Source organism: Acinetobacter sp. YH01020 (assembly GCF_013420275.1).
Lineage (GTDB): Bacteria > Pseudomonadota > Gammaproteobacteria > Pseudomonadales > Moraxellaceae > Acinetobacter > Acinetobacter amyesii.
In genome coordinates, this window is the sequence record NZ_VOYN01000003.1 from 53,226 (window position 1) to 70,225 (window position 17,000).

Genomic DNA, 17,000 nt, shown 5'->3' on the forward strand with positions numbered 1-17,000 from the left:
TCATTTTAGTCAATTTACCCCTTTGGTGAATATGCTAATGTAGCCGTCAAGAAGATCATCAACATGCTTGGAAAAGCCTTATGAGCAAAACAACTCAAGAAAATCCAGCAGTCGAAAGTCCGACTACGGAAACTGTGTCAAATACATCAAAGAGTACGCCACGTACCGCTAAAAGTACGGGCACAGCAACCAAGTCTACAAGTGATGTCGCTAAAACGAGCCGTCCTCGTCGTGCATCTACACGTACTAAGACACCCGCTTCAAACCCTAAAACAGCTTTAAAATCAACAACTCAAACGTCTGTTCAACAGGATAATACCATGAGTCAAAACACAGTTCGCCGCGTTGCTATTATCGGTGGTAATCGTATTCCTTTCGCTCGTTCTAACGGCGCTTACTTCACTGCATCGAACAGCGATATGTTCACAGCTGCATTAAATGGTCTTGTTGAACGCTTCAACCTTCAAGGTCAACGCCTTGGTGAAGTTGTTGCTGGCGCTGTGTTAAAACATAGTCGTGACTTTAACATGACCCGTGAGTGTGTACTCAATACCGAACTTGCTCCTGAAACACCTGCTTACGATATTCAACAAGCATGTGGTACAGGTTTACAAGCAGCTTTCTTGGTTGCTAATAAAATCGCATTGGGTCAAATCGAAGTGGGTGTTGCTGGTGGTGTAGACACAACCTCTGATGCACCGATCGCTTTTGGTGATGGTTTACGTAAAGCACTACTTGAACTGAACATCGCAAAAACAGGTAAAGATCGCCTTAAAGCATTAACTAAAATTAATGTAAAAGATTTGATGGATGCACCGAAGAACGGTGAACCACGTACAGGTCTTTCTATGGGTGACCATCAAGCAATTACAACGCTTGAATGGGGTATCTCTCGTGAAGCGCAAGATGAAGTTGCTGCATCTTCGCATCAAAAAATGGCAGCTGCTTATGAAGAAGGTTTCTTCGATGACCTTATTACGCCATTCCTTGGTTTAGAGCGTGACAACAACTTACGTGCAGACTCATCAGTAGAAAAACTTGCGAAGTTAAAACCAGCGTTTGGGAAAGGCGATGCACGTACGATGACTGCGGGTAACTCGACTCCACTGACTGATGGTGCGTCATGTGTCCTTCTTGCATCAGAAGAATGGGCAAAAGCAAACGGTCACGAAGTTCTTGCTTATTTAACTTTCCAAGAAACAGCGGCGGTTGACTTTGTAGAGAAAAAAGAAGGCTTATTGATGGCGCCAGCGTATGCAGTACCTCGTATGCTAGAACGTGCAGGTATTACGCTACAAGATTTCGATTACTATGAAATTCATGAAGCGTTTGCATCTCAAGTATTGTCTACACTGAAAGCTTGGGAAGATCCTAAATTCTGTAAAGAACGTTTAGGCTTAGATGCACCATTGGGTTCAATTGATCGTTCTAAATTGAACGTGAAAGGTTCATCTCTTGCTGCAGGCCACCCATTTGCTGCAACTGGTGGTCGTATTATTGCAACTGCTGCAAAACTATTGAACCAAAAAGGTTCAGGCCGTGTACTCGTATCAATTTGTGCTGCGGGTGGTCAAGGCGTAACAGCGATTATTGAAAAATAATCCTTTATGCTTTAAAGCAAAAAACCGCTCTTATGAGCGGTTATTTATTTCAGAGATTTCATAATTTTTAGAAACGATAACCGACACCTAAATAAGTAATGATGGGATCAATATCGATCTTTGTCGTTGCATGAATTAACTGTTCACCGGTCGTTTGGTTAATCACATCGATCTTGGTCTTATTATTTAACTTTGCATAAGACACTGAAGCTGCTGTAAACCAATTTGGGGTGAAGTCATAGGTAAAACCGAGTGTGACAATTGGAGCAATCGCATCATCCGCATCGACATCGACCACCATTTTACCTGATGATTCTTTACCGTCTAATGCAGCACCTGCAAGATTATCCTTAATATTTTGAATCATATGCCCTGCAGCAATTAAGTCAGATTCAATACCTTTATTGAGTTCAATATCATTAAAATACGCATACATAATCCCTGCACCTACATAAGGTCTGAATTTATTCACGCCCGATTTTCCAAATTGATACTGAGCTTGAAATACTGGCGTCCAAGCACGCGCTGTTGCTGCTTTACCATAAGCATCCAGATTGGTAATTGGTACATCATAATCCAAAGGTAAACCGTCCGGAAACAGCAAACCAGCAAGACCTCCCGGCATTGCATTGCCAGATAAAGGTGCCGTAATCATCCCTTTCCCTTGAATATCCACTTTGGGAGGAATACCGCCAATCATCTGTAAGGATACGTTGTCATTGATATAATAATTGACCATCAAACCTAAAGTATCAACATCCTCTGCTTCTAGACCAGTGCCTCCTGCTGACCAATTTTCCAATCCATATAATGTCGATGTCCCTGCAATATCTGGTTTGATATTGCCTTTGCCATCTGTCATGAGTCCATTAATAAAACTATCTTCTAATAATGTTCCTAAAGTCTCCTTTAAATTTACTGTGTTATCACCGTCTTGAATCGTTGCATTTGGGTCAATTGCTTGTAAAAAACCCTCTTCACTAATGCTTCCAACTTTGGCCTGTGTCCCATTTGCCACAGAAGTATTAATGTTAAAAGGATTCGCCTTTCCTTGCGGCATCACGTGTAACCAACCTGCAGATACAGAAAAGCGCTTAAAGTTACCATCTGCAAATGTAAATTGTGTAAGCCCAAGTAAAACAACAGGTGTGACAATTTTTATCAATTTCATATGCCAACCCCTTGTTTTGCATATTTTTTTAATTAATTTATAAAAACATTCTTTGTTCTTATATTTAAAAGTTATGTAATTAGTATAATTTTTTATAGTTATATTATGTTTTTGTATATTGTTATTTGTAAAATTTTGCACTATTTTAATGCAAAAAAGGCCTGTACTTATCAATACAGGCCAATGTGATTTTCTTATTGAAATTTAACGATATTGTGGTTGGTAACCCAAGTGCGCCTCAATCTGGTCATAGCACCATTGGAAAATAAATGTGTAGACTAAAATACACATGGTCATACTAAAATCGAGCAAAATCGCCTGCCATAAGGTCATATGCATGGCATAAGCCACCATTGGGATGGTTGCAAGCATTAAGCCGCCCTCAAATCCAATCGCATGTAAAACACGTACACCAAAGGTTCTTTTTAACTTTCTTTTTGCTTCAAATTTTTCAAAATAATGATTAAAAATCATGTTCCAAATCACAGAAGTGACCGCCATTGCAATACCGAGCGTACCTGTCACCTCCATCGGAACTTTAAAAATAAAACTTAAAGCAATAGCAATGATCACCAATAGGATGATCTCATAGCTTAGCGCATGAATAATCCTTCTCTTGGAAATCGTCATTTTGAAACACTCTATTATTTGTAAAAAACTTATTTTATTTTTATATTATTGATTAATCGAGTTAGGTTCTTTCAATATTATTGAAAGGTTGTATTCCTTTATTTTTTCTGTATGCACATGAATATTAATCAAGAACAACTGATGATTTTTAAAACAGTCATGGAAACAGGATCATTTTCCGCAGCTGCCAGACAACTCGGCAAAGTACCTTCGGCTGTCAGCATGTCCATTGCGAATTTCGAAATTGATCTCAACCTTAAACTGTTTGAGCGCGTTGGTCGTGAGCCTGTGCCCACCACTCAAGCGCTTAACCTGTATGAAAAAACTGAACAATTATTGATAGAAATCAATCAGTGGAAACAGCATGCGATTGCGCTGAGTCATGGTTTAGAGTCTTCACTGAATATCGTGGTGGTATCAGAACTGCTTCATACGCAGTGGACCGACTATATCTCTTTGCTAGAAACTCATTTTCCATCTTTGCAAATCAATATTTTTTCTGCGCCTCAAGAAGATGCTCAAAAGATGTTATTACAGGGTCAAGCGCAGCTTGCTCTAATGTTTGAACGTGAACAGCTTGAGAGTTATGAACAATTTGTCGAATTGAAGCGTGAAGCATTGGTTCCTGTTGCAGCGACAAAACATGCCCTGTCTAAATTTAAGCAAGTCAGTTTTGAGCAAATTTTGCAAAGTCGGCAAATCGTGGTTGCAAGTCGTGATAAAAGCATTAAACCAGAATTGTTATTTTCCAAACACAGTTGGCGTACAGATAACCACCACTCAGCCTGTTCTATGATTATTCAAGGTCTGGGTTGGGGTGTGCTTCCCCTCGAGATGTTTAATGAAAATCCGACGCTCAAAGATCAACTCAAAATCTTAAGCTTTCAAGATTTCACACCCAAATTTGAATATTTCGTCGACTTGGTCTGGAACCGTGAAAAACCTCTCGGCTCGGCTGCTCATTTTTTGATTAATCACATCCGAAATTCACGAAAAACTACGATTTAGACCGCCTAATTGGGCAGTTTTTGGTTGGGTTCTAAACAGATTGTGTTATAAAAGTATGTACACCAAGAACATTAAGAACTAGATTTCAAATGACTCAAAATGCGTTAAACCAATTAAAAAGCCTAACAACGATTGTTGCTGACAGCAGTGATTTAGCTGCGATTAATACATTCCGTCCATTGGATGCGACTACAAATCCATCTTTAATTACAGCAGCGGCAAATCAACCTGAAAATAAAGAACTGATTGAAAGTGCTTTTGAACAAGCGCGTAAAGAAGGTTATCAAAACGATGAGCTGGTTGAGCGCACCATCGATATTCTTACGGTCAAATTTGGTGTTGAAATTTTAAAATTGATCGAAGGACGTGTATCTACAGAAGTCGATGCAGCCTTGTCTTATGATACTGATGCCACCATTGCAAAAGCTAAAGAGTTATTGGCTTTATATGCACAGTATGGTATCGATCAAAACCGTATCTTAATTAAAATTGCCTCAACATGGGAAGGCATTCAAGCCGCTAAAGCCCTTGAAGCCGAAGGCATTCACTGTAATCTGACTTTATTGTTTGGCTTACATCAAGCTCAAGCCTGTGCAGATGCTCAAGTCACGCTGATTTCGCCATTTGTCGGTCGTATTTTAGATTGGTACAAAAAAGCTGAAAATGTGGATAGCTACCCGATTGAGAAAGATCCGGGCGTGTTATCAGTGAAGCAGATTTACCACTACTACAAACAACATGACATCAAAACTGAAATTATGGGTGCTAGCTTCCGTAGTATTGATCAAGTGCTCGGCTTAGCAGGATGTGATTTATTGACAGTTTCACCAAATTTATTGGCAGAACTGGAAAAAGATCAGCGTACCGTTGAAGTGCAATTGTCTAATCATCATGCACATGCACACTGTCAACACGATGTACAAGTGCTCGACAAGCAAACTTTCAAAGCTGAAGTTGAAAAAGACTTAATGTCTTTCCAACTATTACAAGGCGGTATTAATGGTTTTATTAAAGCTCGTGAGCAATTAAGTAACTTACTGCGTCAAACTTTTGGCTTAGATGCTGAAATAAAAGCTTAGAAATTTTCAGTTTCCTCTAGAACCGAAGTTGTATACTACAGCTTCGGTTTTTTATTTGAGTGTCTTCAGTGTTTGGAATCACAGACTTAACGACCTTTATTATTGGTACGATATTAATTGTGATTTTACCCGGACCAAATTCACTTTATGTCATGTCTGTTGCTTCTCGCTATGGCATTAAGGTCGGCTATTTAGGCGCTTTTGGTGTCTATACTGGCGATTTAATCTTAATCTTACTCACCGCTCTCGGGGCTGCATCCTTACTTCACGCCTTCCCTTGGTTATTCTTATTATTAAAAATTGTCGGTGCGCTGTATTTAAGTTATCTAGGTATCAAACTTTTCAAGGCTGCCTACCAAACATGGAATGCCGTTCAGATGCCAGAACAACTCGACACCAAGCAACTGAGTTTGAATGAATTGAAACCGTTTAAGACTGCATTAACCATCAGTATTTTAAACCCTAAAGCCATTCTTTTTTACTTATCGTTCTTTGTGCAATTCGTTGATCCTGCATATCCATATCCTGCGATTACATTTACCGTACTCGCGATCGTATTGCAAATTATCAGTATGAGCTATTTAACGATTTTGATCTTTTCGGGTGCAAAACTGGCCACCTATTTTAGCCATCGTTATAAATTTACGGCATGCTGTGTAGCAGCAGTTGGTCTTCTATTTTGTGGATTTGGTCTAAAGCTTGCGACATCTACCATGTAACCGACATGGGCAAAGTATTTCTGTTTTTTTTACTTAAAAATCTATATGCCTTTAAACTTTTGAATGGTTGAAACATCCTCAATGTAGGTTGTCGATTCGTTCTATTAAAGTGCCGTTTGTTAAAGTGTCATTTGTGAATAAATAAAGTATTTCCATAATATCTCGATGAGCACTTTTACTGTACAGGACTTGAGCGTATCATCCTGAAAAATGTCATCTTAAATCTGCGCCAACAATAGTCATAGCTCGATCATTATGCAAAAACTACTCCAAGACTTCTCCATTCCAGCTGCTTTTGCAGGTTTTATTACGTTCTTAGTCGGGATCAGTGTCTCGGCTGTTTTGGTGATCCAATCTGCACAAATGCTCGGTGCCAACACTGCAGAAATAACCTCTTGGTTTTGGGCTCTAGGTTTGGGTATCGGCTTAAGCGGGCTGATTCTGTCTTGGAAATTTAAATATCCCGTTGCGACTTCATGGTCCACTGCAGGACTGGCACTGATTTTAGCGACTGCGAATGGTTACAGCATGAATGCCGCCCTAGGTGCTTTCTTGGTCTGTGGCCTATTGACAGCAGTACTCGGATTTTTAGGCATTTTTGAAAAAATACTGCGCTATATCCCGCAAAGTCTCACCAGTGCAATGTTGGCGGGCGTACTTCTAAAATTTGGTATTGAGCTATTTGTCAGTTTACAAAATGAATGGGCATTCGTTCTGGGTTTACTGGCTGCCTATGTCCTCAGTAAACGGCTGTTACCACGTTATAGCATTGTCATTACAGTAATCATTGGCATTATGCTTTGTCCATTATTACTTGGCTTTCAATTACCGGCGCTTAATTTAGAACTCGCACAGCCGGTTTGGGTCAAACCTGAATTTTCGATCTCAGCAATACTGGGTTTGGCGCTACCACTCTTTGTAATCAATATGGCCTCTCAGTACTTACCAGGTTTAGCCATGATTAAAAGTTATGGTTATCAACCCCACGTCAATCAACTGATTGGTTGGACTGGGACAGCCCAAACGCTACTCGCGCCATTTGGATGTTTTAGTGTCAATATTGCTGCGATTAGTGCTGCCATCAGTCTAGATGACCAAGCCCACCCCGATGAGAAAAAGCGCTATATCGCAGGTATGACCTGTGGCTTCTTTTATATTTTGATGGGCCTGTTTGCAGCCACTTTGGTGAGTTTCTTAACCGCTTTCCCATTGATATTTATTACCGCTTTAGCAGGCATTGCCCTACTAGGCACCATTGGACACAACATCGTCATTGCTTTCCAAGAAGCGAGTGAACGTGACGCTGCTCTACTCACCTTCTTGTTTAGTGCATCGGGCGTACAATTTTTTGGTATTGGTTCCGCGTTTTGGGGGTTGGTCTTTGGTTTAGTCGTACATGCTATTTTCAAATATAAAAGAAATTAAGCGCACATTTACAAACAGCGTTCTTTAGTCTATTTCGCTCGATACGTTCGGGCGATCAGTTCTTGTTTTAATAATTGGGTTTCGCTTTCGTCTTCCACTTCTGTAAAAGCGGTGAGCCAAATACCATCAGCTGCATAACGTACAATTTTCAGTTCTATATCTGAATCGGTCTGATGATGTCGCTCTAAACGTGATTTCATCCATTCGATCCAAAATTCATTAAAAGTTTTATCGGTCAGCATGGTCATCGAAATCGCGGACCAAGACTGTTGCAAACCCATGATTTGTTTTTCTAAAGTAATTTCAATATAGGCTCGGGTAAAACGACCGTATGGCTCAGGGTCTTCGTCAATTAATCGGTCAACGACCTCGTCTAATTGAGCCAAAAGCATCACAATCATGGACTCTAAGAGCTTTTGCTTATTTGAAAAATGATGAAATACACCACCTTTTGTAACCCCAACTAAATCCGCAACGGCTTGAATCGACACCCCATTAACACCTTTATCAGCAGCAAGACGGATTGCATGCTGCAAAATACTTTGGCGTATCAGTTGAGGCTCTTTCTTACGCTGATGCGGATTATCCATATTAGTGTCCAGCTGAAGTTGAAAACAGGTTGATCACGACCACACCTGAAACAATCAGGCCTATCCCTAACATGGCTGGGAGGTCTAAACTTTGACGAAAGATAAAGTAGCCAATTAGTGCAGTTAAAACAATACCAACACCTGCCCAAATGGCATAAGCAATACCAAGTGGTATGACTTTAATCACCTGAGACAATAAATAAAATGCCAAACAGAATAAAACTGCGACAGCCAATGAAGGCGCAAGTTTGGTAAACCCTTCTGACTTCACCAAAAATGTCGAACCAATTACTTCTGAGATAATCGCCAATGACAGTAAGCCATAGGCCAATGTTACCGAATTCATTAATCATTCCAAAATAAACATACCAACTGGTAGGTATGTTATTAAGTTAAAGATTATTCTGCAAGCCTTTTAAGTCTGTTTTTAATTTTTGACGGTCTGTGTGTGTTGTTGCAAAAATTCTAAAGTGCGATCAAAGGTCTGCTGGCTGGCCTTTTTACTCATCATAAATTGATATTCATGTACCAAAAATTCTTTCGAATCTGGATAAAAAACCGCTGTCACAGGTACATTATTTTCCAGCAATTTTTCTACATAAGGCTCAGATTGCGTTTTGGTTAAAAAATCTTTATTACCACCGCTGATAAATACAGGCGGATATTTTGAATTAATATTTGAGGCCGTTGAAATACGCGTTAAAAACTCGGCATCATCTTTTTTGTCTCCGGTATACGCCTGAACTAAGTTATAGACGCCCCACTCGATCAGTCCAATCTCTGCGGGTGCAGTATTTACAAAGCTGTTTAAATCATAAATACCACAATGCAAAATCAGCCCTTTAAGCTGTGAAGGCTTTAATACAGGTTGAATCTTTGACGCTTGCGCAAAATCTGGATTCGTAACCAAGGCGGCATAATGACTGGCCATATTTGCACCGGCAGAATCCCCTGCCAAATACATATTTTGAGAATCAATGCCATATTGTGCCGCATGTAGATTCAAAAACGTCAGTGCTGCATCTATTTGGTTGAGCTGTGTGGGATAAATGGCTTCAGGTGCAAACTGATATTGAACAGAAACCACATTATAGCCTTGGGCTGCGAGCCGTTTAAAATATCCACCTGCATGCTCTTTTGAACCTGAGACCCAACCGCCACCGTGGATCCAAACAATCGTTGGTCTTGGTGCAATCGCCATACTTGTTTCAGGTTGATAGATATCCAAGTTTAAATTTGGATTTTGTAGATATTGAATATTTGACTGCACAATAACATTGTCAGGCGCATATAAGTTGATAAAGGTCTTTTGGACTTGTGTCGATAAGTTAAATGCGCCTGCAATCACTTTGGTACTGCTTTGCGTGTTTTGACAACCAGACAAATGCAACACTGAACACATGCTGAGTACAACCAACCCTAATTTATATGACATATCTAACTATCCAATCACATCAATTCTGTTATAAATCTTAGATTTAAAATTGTATATAGTTTAGGCTTATTTTCATAAAGTTCAAATTGATCTTTTAAGCTCAAAATCCGAGAAAATTAGTCGATTTTATTTTAATATTTTTTGAGCAAAGTCCGAGTTTTTTGCTCAGATTTATTTGACGATTTATCGACATTAATTTATGTAATTTTATGAATTTACAATATTTTTCAGATTAATAAATTGAACCATGCACGACAATGTGTTATCAATAATCTATAGGGTTTAAAATCAAAATTACAGGAGATTGTTCCATGTCATATCAAAACATTTTAGTACCTGTCGATGGTTCAGAAATCTCGTTTTCTGCAGTTAAAAAAGCTGCAATTATTGCCAAGGCGTTTAACAGCCAACTCACTTTAATCAGCCTTGTTGCTGAAGACCCATTTACCGATGCAGACTTTTATTATTCTTCATCAATCATGAAAGAATATTTCGTACAAGCTTACGCAAATGCAGAATCTGCATTAAAAGAAGCTGTGCAAATCACGACTGAAGTTGGTATAGATGCACAAAGTAAGATTATTAAAGGTCAAGTTTCTGCTGAAGGTGTCGTAGAAGCAGCCAATGAAGTGAAAGCCGATTTGATCGTGATGGGTTCACATGATCGCAAAGGATTTAAGAAAATGCTACTCGGTAGTTTCGCGCAAGATGTACTCAGCAATACTGAATTACCCGTGTTGGTTGTAAAAGCTTAAGATGACTAAGCCCACACAATGTGGGCTTTTTTCTATTCAGCACACCCTTCACCCATAGGCTTACCCTTTTGTCTAATTCATACAATATCGTGAATAGAGCAAGATTAGATTGATAACATTTAAAATATTAAGGAAGCAGATATGAGTCAATATCAACAAATTTTAGTCCCTGTGGATGAATCTCCAATTTCATATTCTGCTGTTGAACATGCGCTCAGCTTGGCTAAAAGTCAAAATGCACAAGTGACCATTGTTAGTGTTGTTGCTGTTGATCCATTCGTTGGTGTCGATTTCTATGCTGTTGCACCTGCAATCACTGAATATTTTATGCAGGCTGAAAAAAGTGCTCAGCTGCGTTTAGAAGATATCAAACAAACCTTTGTACGTGATGGTATCGAGGTTAAAACTCGTTTGATTCATGGTGTATCGCCAACTGAAGGGATTTTACAAGTGGCTGATGAAATCTCTGCGGATTTAATCATCATGGGTTCACATGGACGCACAGGTTTGAAAAAAGCCATGCTAGGCAGCGTGGCACAAAATATTTTAACGCAGTGCCCAATTCCTGTTTTGATCATCAAGCAATAAACTAAGATTCAAAGAAAAGCCCTCAATTGAGGGCTTTTCTTCTTTTAGATCAATTAAACACGTTATTTAAATACACAATTCGTTCTGTAGTTTTCTGATTAAAACATTTGGTATATTGCAACTCTTGATTTTGCGTATTCATCGCATCATCCCAGTATTGCGAATGCTTTTGATAAGTCTCTTTTTCACTTTCATTTAATGAATAAACACTTTTTTGTGCAAGCACTTTACAATCGATATCACGCTTTTCAAACCAGTCTGCTTGATCTTGCTGTAACTGCGCCTTTTGTTCATCACTAAAACGATCCCAAGTCTGATTGAGACGATCCACCACTTTGGCATTATCCTGATCTAGCTCTTTTTTTCGAATATCCATTGCCTTTTGTGCAAGGCTCATTTGTTGAGATTGACTCTCCATCCCTTGCTGATAGGATTCTTCGTTTCGCTTATTTTGAGCACTATATGCCGCATATAGCACCGCATGACGTGTCACTGTTACAACGCTATCAATTACGTCATTTTGACTTGGGACACTTAAACTTAAACCATCTTTGTCCGTTTTAGTGATGCTATAGCTAAAGTTCCCTTTAAGCTGATCATTGTCCATGCTTAAGCCTGACTCACCATCTTCGAGTGAATCATTCAAAGTATAATTACCACGTTCTTCACAGCCTTCATCACATGGTCGTTCAGCAAAGGCGTTTTCAGCACGCTTTTGTAATCCTTTCGGGAAAACCACCAACAATTGACTGCTACATTCCAATGTTTTGGCTTTATTAGGGTCTTCAGTTAAAGTCGTGACATTTTGAATGTTAAATTTTAGATTTTTTACAATCAGATCCATGAGTTGCTGATCGGCTTCATAATCTGACTGACGTATTTCTTTGTTTAATTCTTTGAGATATTCTTTTTTTAAATGATCTTGCAATTGGTCAATATTGGCTTGTGCAGTACAACTCCAATCTTCCAAAGCAGGCGCTTCCGCTTTGGCTTCTGTATCTTTTTTATTTTTAAAATTATCACAGCCGGAAATTAATGCCGCAGACAACATGAGGCTCGTGATGACTATTTTTTTCATTGTATAAGTACCATTATGATTTTATTCTTCGGGCGTATTTTACTCAAAATTACAGCGCTTTGACGAGAAAAATCCCCGCATGTGCAGGGATTTTTTACATCTCATTTAATTTGGTGTGGTTTTAGTTGGTCTTTTCAGTCACGCCTTCACTGGTAACATCTCGTACTTTGCCATTCTCAGTATTTAAAACTTCAAACTCAATACGACGGTTTTTGAATTGACCTTCTTTGGTGCTGTTTTCTGCTACCGGTTTTTCTTGACCATAACCCACCGCTTGAAGCTGTGCAGGATCAACGCCTTTCGACACCAAATAATCCACCACAGTTTGTGCACGCTCTTGCGATAACGCTTTATTCGCTTCCGCATTACCCACAGCATCGGTATGACCTTGTACAGTCAGATGTACTTCTGTAGCGCGCTGCATTAACGCTGCCGCTTGATCCAAAATCGATTTATTCACGTCAGGAATATCAGATGAACCTGTCGCAAAATTAATAATTTGTAAGTTCAGCGCAGTCGCAACATCTAGAGCACGAACTTGTTCAGGGTTAATACTCGCTAATGCTTTTTGTGCATCAGTAATACTGTTATCTACTGCAGTTTGTTCACTCACACCTTCTTGAACCAATACCGTCATATTTTTTGCTAAAGGCTTAATTTGATTGGCAAGGTTTTGAGCATCCGCAGGATTTTGCGACAAAATCGATAACTGATTTTCTGTCCAGGTTAAAGTGGTATTTGGCACACCTTTAAGTTTTTGCAGAACCGTTGGAATGGTATCTTGATCAATAAATTGAGTATGGTAACTGGTATCGGATGTTGCACCACAGCCCGTATTAAAGTTAAAGATCTGTTTGACTTGTTGCTGCAAAATTTCAAGATAATTTGAATCACCAGTTTGAATTTGACAGTTGGTTAACTGCCCATCTGTACCGGTGCTAAATTGCAAATGTGCTGGCTGAGATGCAGCAGGCTGTGCAACCGTTGTTGCAGAGGTGGTTGGTTCTTCTTTATTAGTACAAGACTTAAACCAAAATGCGATCAGACCCAATAATATAAGCAGCGCAATAATTGGCAATAACCAATTCGAGCGTTTTTCTTCAACGATAACAGGTGTTGGTTCAACAACAGGCGCTTGGTGTAACGTACGGCCAGCTGCAGTGTTGACCCCTAAACCTGCGAGTAAAGGCACTGCCCATTGTGGTAGTGCCGCCAAAATGCTATCTGCATGATTATCAAGTAAATGCGTGATTGCGACGGGATCAGATGAACCCGCTTCATTTTCAAGTGCCCCTAAAGTTGGAGCTATAGAGTGGTTTAAGGTTTGCTCTATTTCTGACGTTGTGGCCGTACCGCCACCGAGATGTTGCAAAAATTGATCTTTTAATGTGGGATTTGCTGAAAATATATCACTAATACGAGGGTTTAACTGTTTTTGAAAGGCATCAATAAATTCAGGTTTGGATCGAAAAATATTTAACAGGAATGGAATAAACTGGATAATGGCTGAATTTTTTTCATTTAAGTGTTGTGTATCACCGTCCAGCACAATCGAGGAGACGTGCTGCTTAATCAGCGCTAATAAGTCTATATTCATATTTTTACTCCATGCAGTTGTCATTATTTTCATGTGTACTTTAGTTTATATGCTTATTTTTTGATCAAATGTAATAATTTGTTCGGACTTGTCAGCGCGTTAATATCTTTTCTATTTTCAATCTATTAATTTCAATCCTCATAAAAAAAGCCAGCCGAAGCTGACTTTTAGATATCAAATTAAAATGCTAGGACTCAACATTTTCCATATTGAGCTTCAGCTTAAACGGCATAAAAAGCTTGAAGCACTTTACCTTTAACGGTGTGCTGAATTAATGGTGTGTTCTTACCATTTGACACAATCGTGTCTTTATTGATGGTCCATTCAAGCTCTGGATCAACAAGTACCCAACCCGCTTCATCTGCCCAACGTTGTTGGATATTGGCTACTTTAGCAGGTGCGAGTGTGACTTTCTCAACCCATTCCAGTGGGCTTAATAGGCCTTCTTGAATCAGTTGAATACCAAAAGGTACATAGGTATCAAATGCAGTAAAACCGGGCAGTGTTTCAGCAAAAGGCGCCATTTTCGCAGAGCTGCTCAGTGGCTCATGATGTGTACAGATCGCGTCAATCACACCGTCTTTTATCGCTTGGCGGAGCAAGTCTCTATCTTGCTCAGAACGTAGCGGCGGACGCACATGTGCAAGTGAATTAAAGCCGTCGATCAACTGATCCGTTAAATGCAATTGGTGCATGGCTACATCACAAGTCACCGGTAAGCCCTTTGCTTTGGCATGTTTAATCAATTCAACAGATGCGCCTGATGACAACAGACCAAAGTGCGCACGCACTTTAGTGGCTTCAATCATCAGTAAATATTTTGCAATGGCTACGGTTTCCGCCAATGCAGGAATCATCGGCAAACCTTGACGAGATGCGACAAAACCTTCATGCACACAGCCATCTTTAGCAATCTGCGGTTCTTCAGCATAGAACACAACGGTCATGTTTAGACCCGCAGCATATTCCAAAGTACGAATCACCACATCATCGTCCATAAATGGCGCATTGGCATTCGATACCGCAGTACAGCCGCCTTTTTTCAAACCTGCCATATTCGCAGGCTGCTTGCCTAACAAGCCTTGAGTCTGCGCGCCAATCACCTGCAGATAAATGCCGCCGTCCAGCATGGCTTTTTCCACTAGGCCATGAATCAATGCGCCATTGTCCTGCACAATCGGTTTAGAGTCTGGCGGGGTAAACACATGCAAAATACCATTCGCACGCGCAGCCTTACCTTCTGACTTTAAAGTGCCATGCTGCTGCTGACCCGGCTCACGCAAACGCGCACAGAGATCAACCATACTTGGCATCAGCCATTTGCCTTGACCATCAATGGTTTCAGCGGCATTGCTTTCGGCAACCAATCGGCCATTTTCAATATAAACCGTCTGTACGCTGTCAGTTTGATTGATTGGATCTAAGACACGTACATTTTCAACTTTAACAATACTCATGACTATCCCTTAAACCGCAATCGCTTCAATTAAACCTTTTTCTTGCAGCTGACCTTGCATCGCCAAAGCCAGTACCGCCATACGCACCGCAATACCGTTGGTCACCTGATGTAAAATCACGGACTGAGCACCATCGGCAATACTCGAGTCAATTTCAACACCGCGGTTCATTGGTCCTGGATGCATCACGATGCAGTCAGGTTTTGCCAAAGCCAAGCGTTCTTTATTCAAACCGTACATTTTGTAGAATTCGGCTTGAGATGACAGCGCAGGAGAATCAATACGTTCATTTTGAATACGTAAAGTAATAATCACGTCGCAGTCTTGAATGCCGTCTTCCATATTGTTGAACAAACGAATGCCTTCGCCATAATCATCAAAACCGTAAGGCAGCAAAGTATTTGGCGCAATGACACGAATATCTTTACAGCCCAATGTTTGCAATGCAGCGACATCTGAACGGGCAACACGCGAATGCTTAATATCGCCAATAATGGCAATGGAAATGTCTTCAAAATTCTTTTTGGTTTCACGGCGAATCGTCAACATATCCAGCATGGCTTGCGTAGGATGCGCATGACGACCATCGCCTGCATTGATGATTGCCACATGCGGACAAACATCTTTGGCAATAAAGTGCGGCGCGCCTGACGATGAATGACGAACCACAAAAATGTCGGTCGCCATCGCTTCTAAATTCCACAAGGTATCACGCAGTGTCTCGCCTTTTGATGTACTTGAACGTGCAATATCAATGTTCAATACGTTTGCAGACAGACGTTTTGCTGCCGCTTCAAAAGTAGTTCGGGTACGTGTTGAATTTTCAAAAAACAGGTTCATCACCGTACGGCCTTCTAAAAGGTTGTTGGTAATCAGCTGATTTTGGTCATTAAAAAAGGACTGTGCAGTGTCCAATATTTTTGTGAGAGTTTCTTTAGAAAGGCCTTCGATGGTGAGGAAATGTTTTAAGTTACCATCTTGGTTGAGTTGAATCTGGCTCGGTGTATGCAATGCCGCCAAGTGCATGAGAGATTCCTTATCGTTAAGTTAACGCATTATACAGAGAATCTTGGCAAATGGCAGTTGAAGTTTTCAACGTTCAATGCAAACTCATGATGTTATTCAAAATGAATTTTCAAATTCCTATCTATCATTTCAATTAGATAAATTAAACGTTTTAAATTAAACTTCACCTTTCCCCTTTCAAAAAGCCTTCAAATAGGGCTTTCATCTGTCCTTATTTTTGATTGAATTGGATACTTTCAAACAGATAAAGTTCAGCTATAAACAGCCGCCTTCTGCGCAGTTAAATAACTTGTGAAATAAAGAAAGAGAGTTGATACGTCAGGCTGCGTGCAGCAGGAAATTTATGCTGCTGCTCACAGCGGGATTGAATTAACGCAATGCGCCAATATAACGATGTGCAACCTGTGCTTTACAGATGTCTTCCGCAGTCGGTTAGCTCATTAATATTTCTGCTGTTTCAGATTGAACTGAGCTAACTATTGGTTCTTCTGGTGCTGTAACTGCAACTTCATGCAAATTCAACTCACTATATAAACGTGCAACTAAACGAGATAATTCAGGATCAGCCGTTTCCAAAGCCAAATTAGAAACAAAGCGTGCATATTCGACATTCTCAACCACATATAATGCGTCAATAACTCGACCTGATACACGACGTAAGCGTGCATAGATTAAAGTTGCAATTGAAAATGCGTTTGATTGACTATTGATTGCCAGCCCTGTCATAAATACCCCTAATGATATCAAAATTATAAAGATCGAATTTTGATCAGAGTTATAGCAATTTTTGTACCATTAAGTGATATTTCTCACAATGTACACAGAATAAATTTGATAAAGT

16 protein-coding genes and 1 pseudogene are annotated in these 17,000 nt (G+C 39.9%); 7 read left to right on the plus strand and 10 right to left on the minus strand.

What is annotated here, in order from left to right; genetic code table 11:
- Positions 1-80 precede the first annotated feature (80 nt).
- On the plus strand, positions 81-1,601 hold the full coding sequence (locus tag FTT85_RS02095) for an acetyl-CoA C-acetyltransferase (protein WP_180182712.1): 1,521 nt from the start codon (positions 81-83) through the stop codon (positions 1,599-1,601).
- 67 nt (positions 1,602-1,668) lie between these two features.
- Here the strand turns inward: FTT85_RS02095 and FTT85_RS02100 are convergent, their stop codons facing one another.
- Positions 1,669-2,772 carry an OmpW family protein gene (locus FTT85_RS02100; protein WP_180182713.1) on the minus strand — a complete coding sequence of 368 codons (1,104 nt, stop codon included), beginning with the start codon at positions 2,770-2,772 and terminating at the stop codon, positions 1,669-1,671.
- A 204-nt stretch (positions 2,773-2,976) separates the two neighbouring features.
- Positions 2,977-3,402: a chlorhexidine efflux PACE transporter AceI gene (aceI, locus tag FTT85_RS02105; RefSeq protein ID WP_168377760.1), complete on the minus strand. Its 426-nt coding sequence runs from the start codon at positions 3,400-3,402 to the stop codon at positions 2,977-2,979.
- Positions 3,403-3,519: 117 nt separating this feature from the next.
- Here aceI and FTT85_RS02110 point away from each other — a divergent pair, with 117 nt between their 5' ends.
- The 4 genes from FTT85_RS02110 to FTT85_RS02125 all read left to right on the plus strand — a co-directional run bounded on the left by FTT85_RS02110 (position 3,520) and on the right by FTT85_RS02125 (position 7,633).
- Positions 3,520-4,410 (plus strand): LysR family transcriptional regulator, encoded by an 891-nt coding sequence (locus tag FTT85_RS02110; RefSeq protein ID WP_180026433.1) that lies wholly within the window; start codon positions 3,520-3,522, stop codon positions 4,408-4,410.
- An 89-nt stretch (positions 4,411-4,499) separates the two neighbouring features.
- Positions 4,500-5,489 (plus strand): transaldolase, encoded by a 990-nt coding sequence (gene tal / locus FTT85_RS02115; protein WP_180182714.1) that lies wholly within the window; start codon positions 4,500-4,502, stop codon positions 5,487-5,489.
- Between the two features lie 68 nt (positions 5,490-5,557).
- The gene (gene leuE / locus FTT85_RS02120; RefSeq protein ID WP_180022039.1) at positions 5,558-6,208 is read left to right on the plus strand and encodes a leucine efflux protein LeuE; all 651 of its coding nucleotides are present in this window, start codon (positions 5,558-5,560) and stop codon (positions 6,206-6,208) included.
- A gap of 255 nt (positions 6,209-6,463) precedes the next feature.
- Positions 6,464-7,633, plus strand: coding sequence for a benzoate/H(+) symporter BenE family transporter (locus tag FTT85_RS02125; protein ID WP_180182715.1), 1,170 nt, complete (start codon positions 6,464-6,466; stop codon positions 7,631-7,633).
- Positions 7,634-7,662: 29 nt separating this feature from the next.
- Here the strand turns inward: FTT85_RS02125 and FTT85_RS02130 are convergent, their stop codons facing one another.
- From FTT85_RS02130 to FTT85_RS02140, 3 genes are all read right to left on the minus strand, one after another.
- Positions 7,663-8,223, minus strand: a complete 561-nt coding sequence (locus FTT85_RS02130; protein ID WP_180182716.1) for a TetR/AcrR family transcriptional regulator — start codon at positions 8,221-8,223, stop codon at positions 7,663-7,665.
- A 1-nt stretch (position 8,224) separates the two neighbouring features.
- Positions 8,225-8,569 carry an SMR family transporter gene (locus tag FTT85_RS02135; protein ID WP_078188613.1) on the minus strand — a complete coding sequence of 115 codons (345 nt, stop codon included), beginning with the start codon at positions 8,567-8,569 and terminating at the stop codon, positions 8,225-8,227.
- A gap of 81 nt (positions 8,570-8,650) precedes the next feature.
- Positions 8,651-9,658 carry an alpha/beta hydrolase gene (locus tag FTT85_RS02140; RefSeq protein ID WP_180182717.1) on the minus strand — a complete coding sequence of 336 codons (1,008 nt, stop codon included), beginning with the start codon at positions 9,656-9,658 and terminating at the stop codon, positions 8,651-8,653.
- Positions 9,659-9,969: 311 nt separating this feature from the next.
- Here FTT85_RS02140 and FTT85_RS02145 point away from each other — a divergent pair, with 311 nt between their 5' ends.
- Entirely contained in the window at positions 9,970-10,413 is a 444-nt protein-coding gene (locus tag FTT85_RS02145) for a universal stress protein (protein WP_180182718.1), read from the plus strand.
- Between the two features lie 141 nt (positions 10,414-10,554).
- The gene (locus FTT85_RS02150) at positions 10,555-11,001 is read left to right on the plus strand and encodes a universal stress protein (protein WP_078188616.1); all 447 of its coding nucleotides are present in this window, start codon (positions 10,555-10,557) and stop codon (positions 10,999-11,001) included.
- 49 nt (positions 11,002-11,050) lie between these two features.
- Here the strand turns inward: FTT85_RS02150 and FTT85_RS02155 are convergent, their stop codons facing one another.
- From FTT85_RS02155 to FTT85_RS02175, 5 genes and pseudogenes are all read right to left on the minus strand, one after another.
- Complete coding sequence (locus FTT85_RS02155; protein ID WP_180182719.1) at positions 11,051-12,079, minus strand: DUF1311 domain-containing protein; 1,029 nt, start codon at positions 12,077-12,079, stop codon at positions 11,051-11,053.
- Between the two features lie 121 nt (positions 12,080-12,200).
- Positions 12,201-13,676 carry an OmpA family protein gene (locus tag FTT85_RS02160; protein WP_180182720.1) on the minus strand — a complete coding sequence of 492 codons (1,476 nt, stop codon included), beginning with the start codon at positions 13,674-13,676 and terminating at the stop codon, positions 12,201-12,203.
- A gap of 221 nt (positions 13,677-13,897) precedes the next feature.
- Positions 13,898-15,133, minus strand: coding sequence for a dihydroorotase (locus FTT85_RS02165; protein WP_180182721.1), 1,236 nt, complete (start codon positions 15,131-15,133; stop codon positions 13,898-13,900).
- Between the two features lie 9 nt (positions 15,134-15,142).
- On the minus strand, positions 15,143-16,159 hold the full coding sequence (locus FTT85_RS02170; RefSeq protein ID WP_180010388.1) for an aspartate carbamoyltransferase catalytic subunit: 1,017 nt from the start codon (positions 16,157-16,159) through the stop codon (positions 15,143-15,145).
- Between the two features lie 369 nt (positions 16,160-16,528).
- Positions 16,529-16,885 (minus strand): annotated as a pseudogene (locus tag FTT85_RS02175) (hypothetical protein).
- Positions 16,886-17,000 lie beyond the last annotated feature (115 nt).